The following is a 2,008-nucleotide window of genomic DNA, read 5'->3' as shown; positions in this document are numbered from 1 at the left end:
AGAGATAGAAAGCGTTTTACTGTCTTTTCTAAAAAAACCGCTGAATAATAAAAATGTAAGTAAACCGTAAACAAGACCACTGGCTCCCACATGATAGGCATCTCTTGCTGCTATCCACACCCAAAAGCCTGTTATCAAATAGATTAGTACAATTACATGCAGCGCAATACGATCGTAGAAATAAAAAAGCCCAACTCCTAATACTAGAATTGGGAAAGTGTTTGATAGTAGGTGAAAAATATCGCCATGAACTAAGGGGCCGGTTATTATACCAACTGAGCCTTCAAGGCTTCTGGGTAAAATACCAAATTCGGTAAGGTCTATGTCAAAGGCAAATTCGGTGAGCTTGACTAACCAAATAACCACTACAAAAGAAAGTGTAGCATATAAACTTCTTCTCAACCTTGTCCTACCCTCATTCATTCACAGATACTTAGTCCATTAACTCTTCGTCCTGTGTTTGAAACGTATAATAGGTATCGTCAAGTTTCAAATTATCTTCATTATAATCTTTAACAAACTTAGAAATAACCTCTTTTGTGATCTCATCTACGTTAAGCCCAACATCGAGCCCTACTCCAAAATCGATATTTTCATCGAGTTCAACGTGCTCTTTTACCTTTACCTCGCCATCTTCCTCCAATTCAGTAATCACCTCGGCCATATAAAGTCCGATTTCTTCCTCTTTATCATCGAGTATTTCCAAATCACCATTCTCATCCTCCTTATACCTTATACTCTCAAATTCAGGGAAGTTTTTAGCGGCTTTATGCTCGGCTATTTCATATAATTCGCTGTTATAATGCAACCTAAGAGTATAGATTACCGCATCATAAATTACCTCTTTACCTTCATACATACCTACGAAGTAAAAGTTGACATACTCATCTGAGTTATCATCAGAGTCTACGATAACAAAGTTTCTTTTGGAGGCCTTCATTTTCTCTTGATACTCTTTGATAACTTCAGGCTCAAACCCTTTGTTAGTTGCTACCATAATGGTGATTTGTTAGTTGTTCATTCGTTCTTTTAATATAACAGAAATACAAATTATTAACAAGACATTTAAGCCCTATCATTTGTACTAAAACCCTGAAATAATGAGTTGAGGATCGATAGAATAACACTAAAAATAAGTGCCCACCAAAATCCATCAACCTCAAATCCGGGAACAATACTATCCGCAATCAATATAATTATTGCATTGATTACAAGTAGGAACAAGCCTAGTGTAAATATTGTTATCGGAATCGTGAGTATAACCAAAATAGGGCGGATAATAGTGTTCAACAATGCTAAGATAGCCGCCACTATTAATGCTACAGTAAATCCATCTACATGTACTCCACTTAGCAGGTATGAAGTAATGATGACAGCCAAAGCTGACAGTAGGAGTTTAATGATGAAGTTCATTTCAGTTTATTATTAGATCAGGCACCTAATTAATAACTAAAAGATGGACTTCGCAAATAAAAGTTAAGAGTTGCTTTCTTCTTTAAACCAGGTAGCATACATCGGGTAATTCTTCGCAGTTCGTTTTATCACCTCCTTCATGTTTTCACCGGTGTCTTTTACTTTTTTAGCTGGCACTCCTGCGTAAATCGAATTAGCCTCAACTACTGTTCCGGGGAGTATAATCGCTCCGGCAGCTATTACCGCTCCAGAATGCACTACAGCATCGTCCATTATGATTGCACCCATACCTACCAGCACCTCATCATGTATGGTGCAGCCGTGCACGATAGCATTGTGAGCAATGGAGACTCGATTTCCAATTACGGTTTTAGATTTTTGATAGGTACAATGAATCACTGCACCATCTTGTATGTTGGTATCGTCACCAATTGTGATTGAATGCACATCGCCCCTCACGACAGCATTAAACCAAACGGTACAATTATTACCCATTGTCACCTCTCCCACTATCGTAGCATTATCAGCAAAAAAGCAGTTTTCTCCGTATTCAGGGGTTTTATTTCTAACAGTTTTTATCAAAGCCATAATTTCA

The 2,008-nt window shown here is 37.6% G+C and carries 4 protein-coding genes; all 4 read right to left on the bottom strand.

The window, feature by feature from the left end:
- Positions 1–423: rhomboid family intramembrane serine protease (locus E1176_RS01845; RefSeq protein WP_155208874.1), on the bottom strand; the 423-nt coding region annotated here is incomplete at its 3' end.
- A gap of 10 nt (positions 424–433) precedes the next feature.
- Positions 434–997 carry a hypothetical protein gene (locus tag E1176_RS01840; RefSeq protein WP_155208873.1) on the bottom strand — a complete coding sequence of 188 codons (564 nt, stop codon included), beginning with the start codon at positions 995–997 and terminating at the stop codon, positions 434–436.
- A 68-nt stretch (positions 998–1,065) separates the two neighbouring features.
- Positions 1,066–1,413: a phage holin family protein gene (locus E1176_RS01835; protein ID WP_155208872.1), complete on the bottom strand. Its 348-nt coding sequence runs from the start codon at positions 1,411–1,413 to the stop codon at positions 1,066–1,068.
- A gap of 63 nt (positions 1,414–1,476) precedes the next feature.
- Positions 1,477–2,001: a gamma carbonic anhydrase family protein gene (locus tag E1176_RS01830; RefSeq protein WP_155208871.1), complete on the bottom strand. Its 525-nt coding sequence runs from the start codon at positions 1,999–2,001 to the stop codon at positions 1,477–1,479.
- Between the last annotated feature and the right edge of the window lie 7 nt (positions 2,002–2,008).

This window comes from Fulvivirga aurantia (assembly GCF_009711475.1).
In the GTDB taxonomy this organism is placed as follows: domain Bacteria; phylum Bacteroidota; class Bacteroidia; order Cytophagales; family Cyclobacteriaceae; genus Fulvivirga; species Fulvivirga aurantia.
This window is presented reverse-complemented; position numbering and strand designations above follow the sequence as displayed.